General features: G+C 53.8%; 11 protein-coding genes. 5 read left to right on the top strand and 6 right to left on the bottom strand.

Annotated features, from left to right (window positions below; all coding sequences use genetic code 11):
• Nucleotide 1 precedes the first annotated feature (1 nt).
• Nucleotides 2-1,639: an alkaline phosphatase gene (locus tag HCX89_RS00395; protein WP_025888382.1), complete on the top strand. Its 1,638-nt coding sequence runs from the start codon at nt 2-4 to the stop codon at nt 1,637-1,639.
• Nucleotides 1,640-1,888: 249 nt separating this feature from the next.
• Entirely contained in the window at nt 1,889-2,728 is an 840-nt protein-coding gene (locus HCX89_RS00390; RefSeq protein ID WP_174839988.1) for a hypothetical protein, read from the top strand.
• Between the two features lie 58 nt (nt 2,729-2,786).
• Here HCX89_RS00390 and HCX89_RS00385 read toward each other — a convergent pair whose 3' ends face one another.
• Together HCX89_RS00385 and ppk1 are read right to left on the bottom strand one after the other, a co-directional pair.
• The gene (locus HCX89_RS00385; RefSeq protein ID WP_254428342.1) at nt 2,787-4,241 is read right to left on the bottom strand and encodes a Ppx/GppA phosphatase family protein; all 1,455 of its coding nucleotides are present in this window, start codon (nt 4,239-4,241) and stop codon (nt 2,787-2,789) included.
• 52 nt (nt 4,242-4,293) lie between these two features.
• Complete coding sequence (ppk1, locus tag HCX89_RS00380) at nt 4,294-6,396, bottom strand: polyphosphate kinase 1 (protein WP_044734349.1); 2,103 nt, start codon at nt 6,394-6,396, stop codon at nt 4,294-4,296.
• A gap of 503 nt (nt 6,397-6,899) precedes the next feature.
• Between ppk1 and yegD the strand changes: the two genes are divergently transcribed.
• Entirely contained in the window at nt 6,900-8,273 is a 1,374-nt protein-coding gene (gene yegD / locus HCX89_RS00375; protein ID WP_167714691.1) for a molecular chaperone, read from the top strand.
• Nucleotides 8,274-8,302: 29 nt separating this feature from the next.
• Nucleotides 8,303-8,791, top strand: a complete 489-nt coding sequence (locus HCX89_RS00370; RefSeq protein ID WP_051541651.1) for a CreA family protein — start codon at nt 8,303-8,305, stop codon at nt 8,789-8,791.
• A 60-nt stretch (nt 8,792-8,851) separates the two neighbouring features.
• Here the strand turns inward: HCX89_RS00370 and HCX89_RS00365 are convergent, their stop codons facing one another.
• Entirely contained in the window at nt 8,852-11,686 is a 2,835-nt protein-coding gene (locus HCX89_RS00365; protein ID WP_107004715.1) for a TonB-dependent siderophore receptor, read from the bottom strand.
• 568 nt (nt 11,687-12,254) lie between these two features.
• Between HCX89_RS00365 and HCX89_RS00360 the strand changes: the two genes are divergently transcribed.
• Nucleotides 12,255-12,452 (top strand): PA3496 family putative envelope integrity protein, encoded by a 198-nt coding sequence (locus HCX89_RS00360; protein ID WP_025009524.1) that lies wholly within the window; start codon nt 12,255-12,257, stop codon nt 12,450-12,452.
• 52 nt (nt 12,453-12,504) lie between these two features.
• Here the strand turns inward: HCX89_RS00360 and HCX89_RS00355 are convergent, their stop codons facing one another.
• From HCX89_RS00355 to pdsR, 3 genes are all read right to left on the bottom strand, one after another.
• A complete protein-coding gene (locus HCX89_RS00355) occupies nt 12,505-13,683 on the bottom strand; it encodes a cystathionine beta-lyase (RefSeq protein WP_044734353.1) in 1,179 nt (392 codons plus the stop codon).
• Nucleotides 13,684-13,796: 113 nt separating this feature from the next.
• A complete protein-coding gene (gene pdsS / locus HCX89_RS00350; protein ID WP_025009525.1) occupies nt 13,797-15,968 on the bottom strand; it encodes a proteobacterial dedicated sortase system histidine kinase in 2,172 nt (723 codons plus the stop codon).
• Complete coding sequence (gene pdsR / locus HCX89_RS00345; RefSeq protein WP_025009526.1) at nt 15,965-16,657, bottom strand: proteobacterial dedicated sortase system response regulator; 693 nt, start codon at nt 16,655-16,657, stop codon at nt 15,965-15,967. Before pdsR ends, pdsS begins: the two co-directional genes overlap by 4 nt.
• Nucleotides 16,658-16,802 lie beyond the last annotated feature (145 nt).

Here is a 16,802-nt window from a genome sequence, read left to right as displayed (position 1 = left end):
AATGAATAAGAAATTACTGGTACTGTCTTTGGCCGCGATTCTCGGTTTGGCGGCCTGTGGAAGTGACGGTGACAACGGCAAGGACGGCACCGCAGGTACCCCGGGTACGGATGGAAGCAACGGCAGTGACGGAAAAGACTGGACCGCCGTTAATCAATGGTATGTCGATGGTCAAAACCGCGTCACCAAGGCATCCAATATGAGTAATAACACCCAGGCGGGGGCGGCGAAAAACATCATCTTGTTTGTCGGCGATGGCATGGGCGTTTCAACTGTGACGGCGGCGCGGATCCTCGATGGTCAACTCAAGGGGCAAACCGGAGAGGAAAACTCACTCTCCTTTGAGACTCTGCCTTATCTTGGCCTGGCCAAGACATATAACGTTGATGGTCAAACCCCGGATTCGGCCGGCACCATGACGGCCATGGTCACCGGGGTGAAGACGGACGTTGGCGTGATCTCACAGGCTGAAGGTGTCGAGCGCGGTGTTTGTTCCTCCGCCAGCGGTCAAAACCTGGTGACTTCGCTGGAGCTGGCCGCCATGGCGGGTATGGCTACCGGTGTGGTTTCAACTGCACGTATCACTCACGCTACCCCGGCGGCCACTTATGCCCATGTGCCGGATCGCGACTGGGAAGCGGACAGCAACTTGCCGGCCGAAGCCGTCAGCAACGGCTGTAAAGACATTGCCGCCCAGATGCTGGACTTCAATAACGGCAAAGGGATCAATGTGGTTATGGGCGGTGGTCGCCGCGCGTTTATTCCCAACACTACTATCGATCCTGAAGGCAAAGCGGGTAAGCGTAACGATGGTCGCGATCTGACCGCCGAGTGGCTGTCCCAGTACCCCAACGCCAGTTACGTTACCGACCGTGACAGCTTCCTGGCGATGGATACCGGCAGCACAGAGCATGCGCTGGGGCTGTTTAACTCCTCTCATATGGAATATGACTACGACAGAGTCGAGACCGGTGTTACCGGCGAGCCTTCTCTGGCAGAGATGACGGCCAAGAGTATCGATATTCTGAAAAAGAACGACAAAGGCTTTGTCCTGATAGTTGAAGCCGGTCGTATCGACCATGCTCACCATGCCGGTAATGCGGCCCGTGCCCTGCACGACACCATAGCCTTGTCTGAGGCGGTACGTGTCGCCATGGAGAAGACTTCGGCCAATGACACCTTGCTGATGGTTACCGCCGACCACAGCCATGTGTTCACCATCGCCGGCTATCCGACCCGAGGTAATCCTATCCTGGGCCTGGTGAAGAGTAACGATGCCAACGGTCAGCCGTCGGTCACCAACTCTACCGATGCCAACGGCATGCCTTATACCACGGTTGGTTATGCCAATGGCCTGGGCTTTGGCTCGCTGGCGACCGGTGGCGATGAGCGTTACAACTATGCCGCCGAGCCTGGTCGGGTGGATCTGAATTACATAGACACCCAGAGTGTGGGGTTCCATCAGGAGGCATTGGTGCCGCTGGAAAGTGAAACCCATGCCGGTGAAGATGTGGCCATCTTCGCTCGCGGCCCGGGTGCCAGCCTGGTTCAGGGTACGGTTGAGCAGAACCACATCTTCCATGTGATGAACTTTGCCGGTGATTTGGTCAATAAGGCCGAGGCCGCCGCGGCGCAATAAGGTTTAGCGTTTCGCAGCCTGATGCCCCTGCCTGCCCCTAGTTTCAGGCAGGGTGTCAGGCTGCTTCTTTGGTTTTAGAGTAATATCAGTAGGTTTATTATGTCTCGCGTAACATTCAAGCCAGCGTTCCCCCTTTTTTCCCGCGTAGCGCTTCATATCGCTCCTCGTATAGCTCTTTGCACAGCTCATTGCACAGCCCCTCGCGTTCTTGGTCGCCCACTCACGTTGTCAATCACATTATCAATCACATTGTCACTCACGCTGTCACTCGCTCTGGGGATCACAGCTTCGCTGGGGCAGTTTGCCATGGCCAATACTTTGTCTGTCAGCAACCAGCCTGGCAGCCAAGAGCACGCCCATGTCAAAGCGGGCGGCTCAATTGGCGATAATGCTAATGTTTGTGCCGCCAACCCCGGTCGTTTTCAAGCCAGCTATCAGATCACTGTTGGCAGCGGTGAGCAGGCCAGGCAGCAGCAACTGACCCTGACGCGCTTTGACGATACCATCATCTATCAGCGCAGCCCTGTCAGCTATGAGGCTTGGCATAAAAATGGCGAGTATGTGCGTTATTTCCCCCAGGAGAAACGCTCTATCAGCTATCGCCGCGGCGATCTCTTGGCGCTGAATATTCACACCGATCTCGATAGGCAGTTCCACCTGATATCGCCTGCTGCCTTGAGTCAATTTGAAAAGGGCCAAAGCCTGCAGGATAGCTGCTTCACCCGTCAGAGCTATTCCTTTAATAGCAAGGGTCATGAAGAAAACCATAGTCACGCGAACAAAAGTGCCACCGAGCCGCAGTCTTTGCAACTGAGCTGGATAAGCGAGCTGGAACTGCCGGCCGAGATGACTATCACTCAAGGTGAGCAGCGTATTGTTTATCGGCTCAGCAAACTGACGCCTGTGAGCCAGGAGAGTTTCAAGCGGCTTACCTCAGGTTTCCAGGAGCTCGACTTTGCCGATGTGGGCGACAGTGAGTCAGACCCTTTTATTGCCAAGATGATCACCCAGGGCTTTATTCAACATGGCAGCTCAGGCTTCTACTCGGCAGATGGTCAGCAGCTTGAAGGCGGGCATCACAGCCACTGACATCACAGCCACTGATTAACCCCAGTTACCGATATAACAAGGGCCTAGTCACAGGACGTCAGTTGTCGGCATAACTTATCTGCAGCTCAAAACCCAACTGGGCGAGCTGCTTTTGCTCCCGCTGCAGGTCTTTGGCAAACAGGTTGATGCGTTGACGCGGCTCGGGCAGGCTTATCTGCATCCCTGTTGCCGTGGGTTTTACCCGGGTGATTTTCAAGCTGCGGGCGATACGGCCGAGATTCAGCAACACGGCGAGCCGCAGCAGCGCCATTAAACGGATTAGGCGTAATTTCTGAGCGGGCTCCAGTTGTGCCAGCGCCTCCAGGTTGGGTTTCTTGCGCTGGTTGCCAATCAGTAGTGCCAGCAGCTGTTGCTGCTCTTGGCTGAAACCGGGCAGATCGCTATTGGCTATGATGTAGGCGCCGTGTTTGTGGTGAGCGCGGGAATTGATATGGATCCCTATCTCATGCAGTTTCACCGCATGTTCCAGCAGGGAGCGCCAGGGCTCGAGTTGCCAACCGTCGGCAACGGCATCAAACAGTTGTTTGGCGGAAGTGGCCACCTTGGCGGCATGGTTCAAGTCCACATGATAGAGTTTGGCCATGCTCTCGACAGTGCGGCCGCTGACATCACCGAATTGGCTGATCCCGGCAAGTTCGTATAGTACGCCTTCGCGCAGAGCCCCTTGCGCAAACTGCAACTCGGTGACCGGCAGCCTCTTGAAGAAGCTGATCAGGATAGCCAGCCCCGCCGGTAGCAAAGGTGCACGTTTGCTGTCCACCTGCGGCAGTTCAATCTGATCCACATGCCCCCAGTCCAGCAACTGCTGTTTCAACTGCTTGAGCCTGGGCAGAGTGATGGTTTCATCGTTGAAGAAGTGCTGCATCGCTTCGCAGATGGCCTTGACACTGCCAGAGCTGCCGAGAGTGAGATCCCACTGGCCACTGAAATATTCCTTGGCCAGTGAGGCAAACTGTTTATCGGCCGCTGCCTGGGCGGCGCGAAAGTTCTCCAGCGTCAGCTTGCCGTCGACAAAGTATTTCTGGTTATAACTGACACAGCCACAGCGCAGGCTGGAGAGTATCTGCGCCTGAGTCTTGTGGCCAAGCACCACCTCTGTTGACCCTCCGCCGATATCTATGATGAGGTTGCGCTCTGCCAACTCCTGGCTGTGGGCTATGCCCTTGTAGATAAGGCGCGCCTCTTCATGGCCGGAGACCACTTCGACCGGGTAGGGCATAATGGCCCTGGCAGCCTCGATAAAGGCCTCACGGTTACGGGCGACTCTCAGAGTGTGGGTGGCCACCAGTCTGACTCTGGCTTGATCCAGAGTGGAAAACCTGAGGTTGAAATCCTTGAGGCAGGCGAGACCGCGCGCTATGGCGTCATTATCCAGCCTGTTGTCCAGATCCAGCCCCTCGGCCAACTGTACCAGACGTTTCTCTTTATGCAGGATCTGAATGCTGCCATCCTGCTCGCGGGCTATCACCAGATGAAAGCTGTTGGAGCCCATATCCACAGCGACAAAATGCTTGGGTGTTGCAGTCAAGGTGGTCCTCATTTTGCTATTGCGTCGGTTCCTGGGGCTTGGCCAGATCCAGTTGCCGCTGTTTTTCGTAGTTGCCCAGATACTGATGTATGGCTATCTGGGATCTTACCTTACGCTTGTTGCCCCGCTTACGGTAGGGGTTGGATTGATCTTTGTTGATCACCCGCGCCTTGATGTTGTCGGTAAATTGCAGCGCCAGGGTATCGAGGATCATCTGCTTCAAGCCAGGATCATATACCGGGGTGCTGACTTCAATACGGTTATCGATATTACGCCCCATCCAGTCGGCGGAGCAGAGAAAGAGTTTGTTTTCACCGCCTGAGTGGAACAGCATCACCCGCGAGTGCTCGAGGAATCTGTCCACTATGCTGAAGACCTCAATATTGTTGCTGATCCCGGGAATATCGGGAATAAGCGCGCACATGCCGCGAATAAGCAGACGGATTTTGACGCCGGCGCTGGAAGCTTCATACAGCTTTTGGATCATCGCCTCATCCACCAGATTATTGAGCTTGAGGGTGATGGCGGCCTTGATGCCGCTTTGGGCATTGATGATCTCCTGCTCGATAAGGCCGGTCAGCTTCTGGCGCGCATCATAGGGGGAAACTATCAGATGCTGGAAGTTATCCCGTCTGTAAGGGTGCTCAATCAACTCAAATACCTGCTCTATTTCGGCGGCAATTTCCTGATTGGCGGTAAACAGCGAAAGGTCGGTGTACACCCTGGCCGTTCCCTCGTTGAAGTTGCCCGAGCCAATATGGCCATAGAGGCGCATTGCACCGGCTTCCTCGCGGCCGATAAGGCACATCTTGGCATGGACCTTCAAGCTTGGGATCCCATGGTGCACCTTGACACCGGCCTCGGCGAGCACCCGGCTCCACTCGATATTGGCCTGCTCATCGAAACGGGCCCTGAGTTCAATCACAGTGGTGACCTGTTTGCCGTTTTTCACTGCATCTATCAGCGACTGGATGATATGGGACTTTCTCGCCACCCGATAGAGGCTGATTTTGATGAACTTGACGGCAGGATCATAGGCCGCCTGGCGCACCAGCTCGGTAAAGTGGGAAAACTTGTGATAGGGGTAATAAAGCATGATGTCGCCGCGGCGAATGGCGTCAAACTTGTTGGCACAGACACTGAATCCGGCCGAGTCCAGTGCCGGAAGCTTGTCGTTTTCCAGGTATTTGCGTCCCGGATTGGGAAAGCCGATAAAGTCCTTGAAGCTGTGGTAACGGCCGCCGGGGATCAGGCACTCGGTATTGGAGATATTCAGCTGCGCCGTAAGCATACTCAGCATATGCTCCGGCATCTCTTTGTCATACACCAGACGTACCGGCTCGGCGGTGAGGCGCTTTTTCAGGCCCTTGGTGAGCTTTTCCAGTTGGCTCTGTTCCAGCTCATCGGTGAGATCGAAGTCGGCGTCGCGGGTCAGCTTCATGGAGAAGACTTCAATCTCTTCATATTCGAAGAAGGGGGCGAATAGCTCATCGACACAGTGCCTTATTATGTTATCTAGCAAAATCAAATGCTTGCGGCGTTTTGAGGTTTCTGCCGGCAGTTGGATGAAACGCGGCACATTCTTGGTGGGTACTTCCACCAGGGCGTACTGACGCTTTTCCCGGCTGTAGAGGCACACTGCCAGATAGGTGGTGTCATCGTTGAGTTGTTTGAACAGCTCGGAGCGGTTGCTGAGGATAAGCGGCGTGATGTGACGCTTGAGCTGATCCTTGAAGTGTTTCTTCAGCCACTGGCTATGAAAATCACTCAACTGTTTCTCATTGATGAGAAAGATGCTGTGTCTTGCCAGTTCCCGCATTAACTCGCCGTAAATGGCGTCGAAACGCTCTTGCAGTATCAATACCTTGGTCTGGATCTTGGCCATCAAATGGCGGCTGGAGTTGCGACCTTCCTGCAGGCTGGATAACAGTATCGAGCGGCGCACCGCAGCAACTCTGACCCGGAAGAACTCATCCATATTGTTGGAAAATATGCCCAGAAAGCGAACCCGTTCCACCAGAGGAACCAGAGGGTCGGCTGCTTCCTGCAAGACTCTTTCATTGAAAGACAGCCAGGAAAGCTCCTTATCCAGAGAAAATTTTTCGACGGACGGTGACACGGCAAAGACTCCTCGTGAGCAGACGCCGGACATAGAGAAAGCCCGGCAGATATACAATAACACTCCGATATCCGCTTGTAATCAGAGAATAAAGGCGGGGCGCAGTTTCTTGGTTTTACGCTATTTCGGGCCGGCTCAGGTTTGAATTTGCGGTTGCGCCGGCGCTAAAGAAGGTGCGAACAAGTACCATGTGTGCTCTGCGTTGGCTTATAGACCTGGATACAAGGCGCGGTTTGCAGCAAATGGCCTTAGCCCTTTGTCCTTTGCCAGAAGGCAAGAAGCATTCCTTAAAGGTAGGGCGAATTTATGTCGAAAGAATGACAATGCCCCCACTTTGGTCAAAGAGAGCGATATTGGCGATTGGGCTTTCTGCCCGGCTTATGCTATGTTGCGCTCTTTTTTCTCGGCCGGTTTCCTGGCCAGGAGAGGGGCGCTGAGGCTTTGTCTTCAAAGCAAAAAGCGGCGCCCGGGCCACTTCGAGCCAGCGAAAGCAGGAGGACGGAATGTTTGCAGGTTTTGACTATGGCAGTGCCAACTGCGCCATTGGTGTGATGGATGGGGGCCAGACCCGGCTCTTGCCTCTGGCCGAGGATGGCAACTATATGCCGTCGACCATTTATGCCATGGAGCGGGAACTCATTTCCGAATCTGTGCTGCAGCGCTTGCCTTTGGCGGCCCAGGCTGATTTCAAACCCAAACGCGCCGCCGAGCTGAGTCGCGCCCGAACGGCGCGCCTGGAGCTGGATTTGCTTGCCAACGAGCAAGCGGTATTCATCGGCAATCAGGCGATTGAAACCTATATGGAAATGCCGGAAGAGGGCTTCTATGTTCGCTCGCCCAAGTCCTTCCTCGGCGCTTCGGGCCTGCTCAGCAATCAGATGGCGCTGTTTGAAGATATCGTCACCCTGATGATGCAGGAAATTCATACCCGGGCGCAGCAGAGCCTGAAACAGGCGATTTCCCAGGTGGTGATCGGGCGGCCGGTTAACTTTCAGGGCATTGGTGGCGAGCAGAGCAACAAGCAAGCCGAGGCCATTTTGACTCTGGGGGCCCAGCGCGCCGGGTTCACCGATGTGGCTTTTCTGTATGAGCCTATGGCGGCTGCCCTTGAGTTTGAGTCGACACTCACCCGGGAGCAGCGGGTGCTGGTGGTGGATATTGGCGGCGGTACCAGCGACTGCTCCTTTGTGCGCATGGGGCCTGAGCTTAAAGACAAGAAAGATCGCAGTGACGACTGCCTGGGCCACAGTGGTCAAAGGGTAGGGGGCAACGATCTGGATATCGCTCTGGCGATGGCTGGTTTTATGCCGCACTTGGGGCTCGGCAGTGCGCTGATCACAGGCAAGCCTATGCCAAGGCAACCCTTCTGGAACGCGGTCGCCGTCAACGATGTCAGTGCCCAGCGGGAGTTTTCTGCCTTGAGTAGTCGCAAGTTGATTGAAGAGCTGCAGCGGGATGCCAAAGAGCAGGCGAAACTTGCGCGCTTATTGAAGGTGCAAAAAGATCAGCTGGGTTATAGTTTGGTGCGCAGTGCCGAGCAGCTTAAAATCGCCCTGAGCGACAGTAAGCAAGCCGCTATGGATATAGGTTTTGTCGAAGCGCCCAAACCGCAGCCCTTGACTGTGAATGTCGATGCCGCCACCTTTGTCGCCGCCATCGATGAATCGCTCGAAACGGTGCACAAGCTTATCACCCAGGCTTTGGCGGAAGGGGGATGTCAGCCGGATGTCATTTATCTCACAGGTGGTAGCGCCAAGAGCCCGTATATTACCGAGCAGATCCGCGCGCGTTTCCCGGATGTGGTTTTAGTCAGTGGCGATCACTTCGGCTCAGTGGTGGCCGGCTTGACCCGCTGGGCCGAGCGCCTGTACCGTTAAATTGCACTTTAATTGAAAGAGGACTCTTCATGGCACTGAAAAAAACGCCACTCTTGGCCACCTTAGTCGTGACTGCGGCAACAGGCTTGCTCGCCGGGTGCGGCGATGATGTGGGCAAGGTCAGCCTGGGCGTATTTACCACCAAAGATGTGATCATAGATGCCAAGACAGATCCCAAACTGCCCGGTGTTACCTGTCATATCAGCCGCATAGAGGCCAATCTGGATTTTGCCGACCCATCGGATATGAGTATCAGCTGTCGCCAGACAGGACCGATAACCAAGGCGCAACTGGCCAGTATCGAACTGGGGAAGAAGGGCGAGATAGTGTTTACCGAGTCCTTGAGCATCTTGTTCAAGAGCCTCAAGGTGAGACGTATCTATGACAGCGAACACCAGACACTCCTGTATCTGTCCTATTCCACCAAAGAAACCAACGGCAGCCACAAGCACGCCCTGTCCACTGTGCCGCTGTGGGGAACCGATGCCTATGAGCCAAGGCCCCAGGCGGTAAACTGATAGGTCAAGATATAAAAAGAAAAGCCTCGAGATCGAGGCTTTTTTGGGGTTGCTACTGGATTAGAACTTGTAATTCACACCCAGGGTGATGCGCTGACCCAGCATGTCGTAGTAAGCACCTTGGTTATATACGCCTGGCTGGCGAGGTGGGGTGCGGTCAAACATGTTGAGTATGCCGGCGCGAACCTGCAATGCATCAGTGATGTTGTAACGGCTGGTCAAATCAAAAGTGGTATAAGACGGGATGTCGTTATAGTTGTTTTGATTGGGTGACCATTCGTTGTCCAGCACGGTTCCGCTGCGATAGTTGGCTGTCAGCACGGCAGAGAAGTCATTGTAGGTGTAGTCTGTGGTGAAGCGGTGACGCCAGCGCGGACGCTCCTGCTCACCCACTTCCTTGACTTCATCATCGGCGAATCCGGTAGAGTTGAATGAACGCTCTTCCAGATAGGTACTGAACAGGCGGAAGCCCCAGTCACCGAAGCTGGTTTCAAGGCGATAGTTGGCTTCAATATCGAAACCTGAAGTGATACTGGATGCCGAGTTAACCGGCTTCTCATAGTAGTTCACTATCTCATGGGTATCGGGATCACGTTCCAGCAAAGGACAGAAGTCATTATCTATGGTACTGGACTGATAGCAGTACTTGACCACTTCAGCACCGCTGAAGCTGTTGATCACATTCTCCATGTCAAACTTCCAGTAATCCACCGTCAGGCTGAAGTTTTCCAGGTAAGACGGGGTGTACACAAAGCCCAGAGTGATGTCGTCTGCAACTTCGTTTTTCAGGTCCTGGTTACCCACAATAAAGCCTGGACGAGTTGAACCGTACCAGTCCTGGGATGGTTCAAAGTCGGTCGGGATCCCTTGAGCCGCACAGTTGGCCAACACATTGTCCAGGTAATCAGGGTTGATCCTGTTCCTGAAGCTGGCAGCACAATAATCGTTGATCGTGCGGAAGGTTTGGCTGGATGGGGTGTACAGTTCGGCAATGTTAGGTGCCCGTACAGACTTGGAACGGTTGGCACGGATGCGCAGATCATCATTCAGCGCCCAGTTGATACCCACTTTCCAGGCAGTATCAGAGCCGGAGGAGGAGTAGTCCATATAACGGAACGCGGTTTCCAGCGTCAGATCCTGCACCAACATCACATCCTGCAGCAGCGGGATGGACAATTCGGCTGATGCCTCGGTCACATCAAACTCACCATAAAGTGGTTGAGACTGGTTGTTGAACAGCAAACCTTCACGCATTGCCGGATCCGGTAGGGTTTCAGCCGTTTCCTTACGGTATTCAACGCTGAATGCCGCTGCGATAAAGCCGGCTGGCAGTTCAAACAGATCGCCGCTGACAGAGGCACCGGCGACGTATTGATCTATCGATGAGCGGCGAATGGCATCTGTGCTGACCCAGTTGTAGGCGGCTTCATCATATTGGCCGCGGCCGAATACGTTCAGAGGCTTACAGCCATTGGCTCGGGCGTATTCGTCACGACATACCAGATTACCGTCGGTATCTTTAATCACATCGACAGCGTCATAGAAGCGCTGCTCGAACATTTCGCCATACCATTCGGTGTCGGCTTGAACATGGCCAACAGTGGCGTAAACGTCATAGGACCAGGTATCGGACAGCGCACCTTCAACACCCAGTGCCAAACGCGCTGTGGTTCTGTCCTGACTGTATTTACGGTTGCCGAAATCAGATGCCAGATAGCCTACGTTTACCCCGGCGCCAGCAGTGGATTCGCCGGCCGTCACCAAAGCCGCCGCTTCGGGTGAGAGCAGGGCATTGTCATCGTACAGACGGAAGTTGAGGAATGCAGGTGAACTTTCACCATAGGCTTCAGACTTGGTGTAGTTGGCCTCCATGGTAAATTTATGATCATCATTGATGTCATAGTTCATCACAGTAAAGAAATTGATCCTGTCCAGTGGTGTCTTGATGAAAGAGTTCTCGGCAAAGTTGTAGCCTTCACCACCGAGATAGTCCACCCGGCCGCTGGTCAGCGGCGGCAGTGGTTGACCCAGATCCATTGGCCGAATTTGACCGTCATCGCTGAAGGTATAACGGGTGCCGTTGGAGACAAAAGTTCCTGTCTTGCTGTATGAAGCCAGTACCTGTTGACCATAGCCCCACATTACTGCCTGCGGATCATTCGGGCCATTGGCATTCTGATTGCGAACCACAATCGGCGCTTCACGCAGGAACTCTCTGTCCATGTATGAAATCTGCCCCTGACGTGACCAACTGATGTTGGTCACAAAGTTGGCTTTACCCAAGTCAGAGCCGAAAGTCAGCGAGGCGTATTCCTCTTCACCACCATCTTCGGTAGGACGGGTGGTAGAAGCATCGATAGCCAAGCCATCAAAACTGGTTTTGGTCACTATGTTGACCACCCCGGCAATGGCATCAGAGCCATAAACTGCAGAAGCGCCACCTGTAGTAATTTCAATACGCTCAACCATGGCGGTTGGGATGTTGTTTAAATCCACGGCGCCTGAGCTTGGCGAGCCGGCTACAAAGCGCCGGCCGTTAACCAGCACCAGAGTACGGTCGGAGCCCAGTCCTCTCAGGTCAGTGTTATTTAGACCACTGGCAAAAACAGTGTTGTTGGTGGTTTCCGGTGACAGACCAACCAGAGTGTTAGGCATCTTATGCAGCAGATCTGCTACGTTGGTAACACCTGCTTCGATAAGGCCATCGCCTGTGATCACTGTGACGGGTGTTGGTGCTATCTCCCCTATACGCTTGATTTTTGAACCTGTGACTTCAATACGTTCAAATGTTTCAGGCTTATCTTCAGCATAACTGAAACCTGTACAAGCAATACTGGTTGCAGCAGCCAGAAGACCGAAGCGAACGGCCTTGGCTGTTGTAGATATGGATGTCATATCTCTCTCCTTGATTATTATTGTAAATTGCCTTGCGTGGCAATGTTTTTATTTTGTTTGTTAAATGTTTCAATGACAAAGATATGATTCAATTTAAACCTAGATTTGGCAACACTTGTCTATATTTATTAATTTAAAATTAATTTAAAATTAACATTTATAAAACAACTAAGGATGAAGAGTTAATCTATTTAAAATCAATATGTTATTTTTGCTCTTATTGCTCTTTAAAACACATTGTTAAATATATGTTTTTATTTAAACAAATTTGTATCACCGATAATAGTAAGCAAATGTTTCTATGCATTTATAAGGTGTGTCGTGCGTTAATTAATTGAGCGTTTGCACTTGTTTGTTTTTTATACGCCTGAGTTTTTGCTGAACGGAATTAAAATAAGGGAACTTTCCGATAGGAACGGGCTCTTTAATAAGGCATGATGTGAGGGTTGCCGGTGTGTTTAATACCGGATGTGTCGTTTTTAACTCCGGGTTACCGGCTTTGCCCCAAGTGAGCAGGAAGCGCTCTTGAGACAGCTGGAGAGAACCGGCGTGAAGTTAAGGGAAGAACATGTCATTTAATCAATCTGTGAGTAGAGGCAAGAGCGAAGCGGCCCAAGAGGGAACACTGACATCCAATAACCGGGTCAGTAAAAAAGACATACGGATAAGCGCTGCACGCAGGCGAATAGAGGATATTCGTGAGCAGATGGCCTTATCCCGTGAATTGGGCGTAGGAGTGTCGGCAGATGAGCTGGACTTTGACTGACGCTAACAGCGATAAGCTTAAAAAGCCCGCATTCAAGCGGGCTTTTTGCTGATTAAGCCTGCATTGCGGTGTGATAACGCTCGAAGGCTCGCTCGAGGTCGGCAATCAAATCGTCCGGATCTTCCAAACCTATATGCAGTCTCACCAGGGGCTTGCTGCTTTCCCACTGGGTTGCCGTGCGCAATTTCTCTATACCGGATATCGCCAGAATAAGGCTCTCGAAGCCACCCCATGAAAATCCCATCTTGAAGTGCTCCATCCCTTCGACGAAGGCGGTCATCGCCTGGCGGTTACCCTCTTTCAGCACGAAGGAAAATAAGCCGTTGGCGGCGCTGAAGTCACGCAGGAAAAACTCGTGCCCCGGGCAACTGGCAAACGCTGGGTGGCGCAGGTGATCCACTTCCGGGCGCTGCGCCAGGAAATTGGCCACTTTGAGGGCATTTTTTTCATGTTGCGCCATTCTCACCCCCAGGGTTCTCAGGCCCCTGGCCGCCAGAAAGATATCGTCTGCAGAGGTGCATTGGCCCATGAGATAGCTGTTCTCCCTCAGGGTATCCCAGTGTGCTTCATTGGCGGTCGCCGTACCCAGCATCACATCCGAGTGACCCACTATGTACTTGGTAGCGGCCTGAATCGAGATATCGACGCCCATCTCAAACGGGCGACAATTGATGGGGGAGGCCCAGGTGTTGTCCAGCATGGTGACCAATTGATGCTCATGCGCGATGCGGCACAGGGTCGGCACATCCTGGACTTCCATGGTGATGGAGCCGGGAGATTCCAGAAACAGCACTTTGGTATTGGGGCGGATAAGCTCGCGGATACCGGTGCCAATCAAGGGGTCATAGTAACTGGTTTCAATCCCCAGCCCCTTGAGCAGCTTGTCGCACAGATCCCGGGTGGGCTCGTAGACACTGTCTACCATCAGCAAGTGATCACCGGCCTTCAGAAAAGACAGCAGGGCGCCACTGATGGCCGCAGAGCCTGAAGGGTAGAGCGCAGTGCCAACACCACCTTCGAGTTCGGCAATGGCCGCCTGAAAGGCAAAGTGAGTCGGGGTGCCGCGGCGGCCATAGAACATCTCCCCTTTGGCGCGATTGGCCGTGGCGTGGCGCATCTGTTCCATGCTGTCAAATACGACGGTTGATGCTCGAAACACGGGAGGATTGATCACTCCCTTGCTCCACTTTTTGTCCCGGCCGAGCGAGACCAGCTTGGTGGCTTTCTTCATGGATGCAACTCTTGTCTGTGATTGCGGGGCGAGCGCCCCTTTGAGGCATATTAACATTGAATCTTGTCATTGCCAGTGCGGCGGGCTTGAGACTTGTTCAAGTTGTCCGCGGCTTAAAGCAGCGGCAGGCTGACCCGAATTTCGACACCTGAGCCGTCGCTCAGGTTGCTGGCACTGATATGGCCGCCATGGAAGGCGGTGATAAGCCTGGCGATATAAAGTCCCAGTCCCAGATGAGGTTTGGACTGCATCGTTTGTGGCCGCACTGAGACCATGGACTCGAAGATCTGCTCGGTCATGTTTTCCGGCAACAGTGGCCCTTGGTTTTCCACCCTGAGCAGGGCCTGTTTGCCCTGCACCTTGAGGCTGATGCGGATATCGGTATCGGCTTTGCTGAACTCAATGGCGTTGGTGACCAGCTTATCCATCAGCTGGGCGACATATTCAGGCACGCCACGCATGGTCAAAGGTTCATCCGGCAACACCAGCACGAAACCTTGTTCCTTGTAAGTCATCTGATACCCGGCGACGCAGCCTGCCACAACCTTGGTCAGTGGGAATTCATCTATCTCGGCCTGGGACAGGGACTCCTCGAGCCGGGTGGCTTCGCTCATGTTGGCGAGGATCAGCCACAAGCGATTGACCCCTTCCTGGGCGCGGTCGACGTACTTGGCCGTGTCCTTGTCCAGTTGCTGCAGACTCAAGTGCTCCAATGAGCTGCGTACCACGGCCACCGGGGTTCTCAATTCGTGGGATAGCCGCGAGGACATGTTTTCCAGATAGTGGGTATATTGCCCCAATCGGTTGACGATATTGGCAAAACTGCGCGACAGATCGCCAATTTCATCGCGCACTTTTGAAGGTGGAATGGTGTCGCGAACCCGCCCCTGGCTGTCGATGGCGCGCTCGGCCTGATCCCTGAGTTTGCGAATGCGGCTGGAGATCCCGGAGGCAAACACAAACAGTGCCAGGGTTCCCATGGCCATCACGGTCAGGATCACATTGAACAGCTTCTCCAGTGCCCGGTTACGCAGGGTACGGATACCATGGGTGGTTTCCTCGGCAACCACGGCGCCCATCACCTTATCGTCAATCCAGATGGGGCTGGCCGCCGCCAACACCACCGCCTTGTTATCCGGTGTCAGGCGCCAGGTGGAGGCCATCTGGCCATTCAGCGCCCGGCGAATATGGCTACCGCCGAGTTCAGTCGAGTCCTGCAGTGAGTCGATAAAATCCATAGGCGGCTTGGTCAGCACTGTGTAGTAGATGGGGTGTAGATAGTCGTGTTCCAGTTTGCCAAAGAAGCTTTCCGGTTGCCGCTCCTCCTCGACCGAGCGGGTCCAGACACTGGAATCGGCGCGAATATCGCCCGACTTGGCCAGCACCCGGCCATGGACATCCACCACCCATATCCGCGAGCTGTTATGCCCCATACCTTTGATAATACTTTCAATTTCCGGTGATGGTACCAGAACCGTCCCCAGCTTGTCGGCGCGGTCAGTGGCCGAGGTACCAACTATGGCTTCCAGCCTGCGGCTCTTTTTGTCGTTGACATCATGAATGGCAAAACTGAGTTTACTGCCCACCATCTCCAGCGGCATTCTGAGTTCAATATTGTAACCCTTATCGGTTTTCAACCACTGGCCCTGAATGCGGACCTCTGGTGTCACCGGGGCGCTGAGCGCCGGATTTTCAGGCAACTCGAAGGCGCTGAGCCAGCCATCGTGCTTGTTGGCTATGGTGTAGCGGCGAAAACGGCCATCCGGGGCCAGGGTGGCGATAGCCAGATAGTCGTTGCGATCCACACTCAGGCTGTTGCGGCCGCGGTAAATTACCTTTGGATCCGTTACCTCGAAAAAGCCGTAAAGGTAGCCGCCATATTTACCTACCATATGGGTAAAGCTCAGCGTTGACTGGCTGTCACTCAAGCGCATCAGGGTATGCTCTTCGCCATAGGTCATGGCGCGATGGCGGTAGGCCTCCCAATCATTGAGGCGGCCATCCAGCTGAATGGGGCCGTTGAGCGGATAGGCGTAGAGATCGCGGCCCTTTTCCACTTGATTGAGGAAACTGGCCTGGCTGTCGAACAGCCTGGGTCTTTCATGTAGCGCCGTAGCCAGGGCCTGAGTGGTTCCTTCCAGGGTTTTCTCCTGGCCGTGACGCAGATATTTCTCCATCTCCCACACATACTGATAGCCAAGCCAGGGCAGGCACAGCAAAAACAGCGACAGTACCAGAGTCTTGGTTCTGAGGCCTATTGGCGGGTGATAGGAGGGAAACTTCAAGATTCGGGATCCCAGCGATAACCCATGCCATAGACGGTATCAATGCAGTCAAAGGCCGGATCGGCGGCGATAAACTTGCGCCTGATCCGCTTTACATGGGAGGTAATGGTGCTGTCATCGACATAAATCTTGGCTTCCTGCATCAATTCGGTGCGGCTGCGCACATGGCCGGGATGTTTGGCCAGGGCGTACACCATCCAGAATTCGGTCACTGTCAATTCAATCGGCTGCTGTTGCCAGTATACCTGAATTCGGTTGGCATCTATGGTGAGGGCGCCGCGCTCCATCAGGGTGTCGGCCGGAGCGCTGCTGCCGGCGAGTTCGCAGCGGCGAAACAGCGCCGCCAACCGCGCCAGCAAATGGGGAAAACTGACATCTTTGCTCAGGTAATCATCGGCACCCAGACGCAGGCCACAAACCGTATCGAAGTCGCTGTCTCTGGCGGTGAGAAAAATAATCGGCAGGGTGCCCGACATCGCCCGCAGCGACTGGCACAAGGTAAAGCCACCATCGATTTCATGCTCCAGACCTATGTCAATAATGGCCAGATCCGGTAAGCGGGTGTTGAAGGCCTGCATGGCCTCGGGGCGGTTGGCGTAAGTCTGCACAGAGTAACCCTGTGATTGCAGCACATCTTTGTAGTTTTCTCTTATTGCAGCTTCATCTTCCACTATGGCAATGCGTTTCATCTGCCTCTTGTTCCTGCCGAGCCGTGAATAGCCGTGACTATACAGGATTTTAGCCGTGAAAAAAGCGATCGCTTCCAATTGCCATTTTGTTGCCACAATTGATAGCCAAAGTGCCATTTTTGCTCCCCAGACTTGCCATTTCAAT

Source organism: Shewanella sp. Iso12 (assembly GCF_012030025.1).
Lineage (GTDB): Bacteria > Pseudomonadota > Gammaproteobacteria > Enterobacterales > Shewanellaceae > Shewanella > Shewanella algae.
This window is presented reverse-complemented; position numbering and strand designations above follow the sequence as displayed.